Annotated in this window: 2 protein-coding genes; both read left to right on the top strand. The window is 42.2% G+C overall.

Annotation, left to right across the window (positions count from 1 at the left end; all coding sequences use genetic code 11):
- The first annotated feature begins 86 nt into the window (after positions 1–86).
- The gene (locus AC1MDJ_RS07465) at positions 87–1,892 is read left to right on the top strand and encodes a sulfatase-like hydrolase/transferase (protein WP_479690296.1); all 1,806 of its coding nucleotides are present in this window, start codon (positions 87–89) and stop codon (positions 1,890–1,892) included.
- On the top strand, positions 1,889–2,803 hold a 915-nt coding region (locus AC1MDJ_RS07460; protein ID WP_479690295.1), incomplete at its 3' end, for an LTA synthase family protein. The genes AC1MDJ_RS07465 and AC1MDJ_RS07460, both read left to right, overlap by 4 nt.

The raw sequence follows: 2,803 nt of genomic DNA, 5'->3' as shown, positions 1-2,803 counted from the left end.
AAATGTTATTGGCATATTGAACGAACGACCCAATGGACCCTGCTATAATACGAGTGTAGATTTGAAACTAATAGAGGCAATGCTTAATGAAATTCAGAATACTGCTGTTTAGCCTATCGCTCACGCTCTTGTGGGCGTTGCTCTTTTTAAGGTATATATCGGTGTTGGGCTTTCCGAACGGAGCGGTGGCACTCTTTGCACTAGCCTACGCACTGGGACACGCGACAGAGCTTGCGCTAATCGTTTCAATAATATTATTTCTAGTTCATTTTACCCCGTTGCCTAAACACGTGTTTTCGGTGTTTGCTATCGCTCTATCAAGCGTTGTTACGGCGTTTTTGTTAGTCAACTATGTGGTCTATAAACAATTCCACATGCACATAAACGTATCAATGCTGGATATGTTCTTTGGTAGCGCATCGGGCGATATATTTGACTTCCCCGCTGTAATGTATGTTGAAGTAGCCGTTGTTGCAGTAGTTATAGTGGTTGTTGCAGTGTTCTTATGGCGGCTTACTGATAGGCTAACCAAAAAGATTGCTTGCAATAAGGTAAAATATGTGGCACTTGCACTTGTAGTGTTTGCCCTTTCATATCAGATAGTCTATGCGGTGAGCAACTTTTATTCATACACGCGCATCACCTACCAGATGTTGTCGCTACCTTTAGTCTATCCGCTATCATTAAACAAGTTTTTGCGCTCTGCTGGGCTGAAACAGCCAGTTTATGCTAATTTTGAGCTTGATGTCAAGACTATGCATTACCCGCAGAACCCTATCAAGCTGGGCAAGTCTAATGGGCTGAATCTAGTAATGATACTGCTGGACGGCTGGCGTTGGGACGTCTTTACTGAGGACGTGTCGCCTAACATATATGAGCTGTCAAAACGTTCTTCGCAATTCTTGAACCATAATTCCAATGCTAACCACACTAGGCACGGGGTTTTCGCCTTCATATACAGCATAGCGGGGATGTATTGGAACACTGTCCTTGAGGGGCATACATCGCCTGTTTTGCTCAATGCTATGATAGATAATGGCTATCAAATGGGCGTTTATGGCAGTGCATCACTAGCTAGCCCTGAATTTAACAAGACTGCATTTGTGCGCGTTAAGGATTTAGATATTAAAACCGAAGGCGGTGGTGCTGAGTATAGAGACCAGACTATTACTAACAAGTTTATCAAGTTTATGGATGAGCGCGACAAGAGCAAGCCTTTTTTCTCGTTCTTATTCTATGACTCTACACACCCGTATGATTTTGATGTGGATATCTATACGCCTAAGTTTGAACCATACTATGGCGATAAGAAGAACTATCTTGACTTAGACAAAGACAAGAAAACCCTGCTGTTTAACAGGTACCTGAATTCCATAAACTATGTTGACATGCTTATTAAACGTGTGATTGATAGGCTAAAAGCTGAAAATCTGCTGGATAATACTATTATAGTCATTTCATCAGACCACGGAGAGTCCTTTGACGACTTAGGGCTAGGGGAGTGGGGGCATAACGGCAACTTTGCCGAATGTGAAACGCACGTACCGATGCTCATCTATCTGCCTAAAACGGTGGCTAAAAGCTACCAGCACACTACCACCCACATGGACGTAGCACCCACGCTGATGAAATATATGTTTAATGCTGAAAACGAGCCAAGCGATTATTCTGCAGGCTTGGATATATTCTCATCAGAACCGCGCAAGTATGTGTATATGCACGGTGCAGATAATTCTTATGGAATATCCATAGGGGACGGCAAGATTACGGTGTTTCCGGGCTACATCGGTGGAGCTTATGTGGTAGATGCGAAAACATATAGACGTTTGGATGAAAAGCCATCGCCCGATGTTTATAAATACGTGTTAGAGGAGCTGTCAAGGTTTAAGTGATGTTAATAACGAGAAACACCCGCATATATTTCAAGCTGTTTGCCTTCATTTGGGCATTGCTATTTGTCGCACGCTTAGTCTTTTTTGCGTGGCAACGAACCGCCATAACTGATGCGGCTACTGGCGATATATTATGGGCACTATTCATAGGCTTTAAGTTTGATGGCAGATTAACGGCACTTTTATCAGTGCTAATATATCTAATTACACTTATAATTAAAAAGCTTAATAAGAGCCACTATTTGCCAGCATTTTATCGCACAATATTCTTTCTAATAGCACTTGTTTATGCGGCTGATTTTGGCTACTACGCCTACCAGCACGTCCGCATCCGCTTTGATATATTCGGACTTGCTACCGATGTGAACGAGGCTGCTGGTATGGTGTGGCAGAGCTATAATGTAGTTTTGATAGTTCTAGCTATGGCGGCTCTTACATTTATAAGTGGCAAAATTACCACAAAAATATTTGAAGGCTGGGGTAGTGCGAAAACATCATTAAAAGTTAAAGCCCTATCTCTACTTCTCGCTATTGTGAGCACTGCTTACGTTGCTTATGGACGCTATATTATTACAAAATATCCGCTGCTCTGGGGGGATGCTTATTTCTCGCAGAACGAGGCTATTACGGCACTTGCAATCAACCCCATCCATAATCTATACGACACCAAGCCGACAAAAAAGACTTTTGTCTATGACTTAGAAAGTGTTCGGCGTTATTATCCTATAGTTGCCTCATATCTAAGAGCAGACAGGACAACCGATAATGAAAAAAACTTGCGTTTTGATAGATATGTAAAGGGTAATGAGAAGTTGCAAAAAGTTCAGCCCAATGTGGTGGTTATCGTGATGGAATCGCTATCAACACACCAGACTACATTTATGGACGAACAGCTAATAACTACGCCGTTT

The organism is Candidatus Termitispirillum reticulitermitis, assembly GCF_054655775.1.
This window is presented reverse-complemented; position numbering and strand designations above follow the sequence as displayed.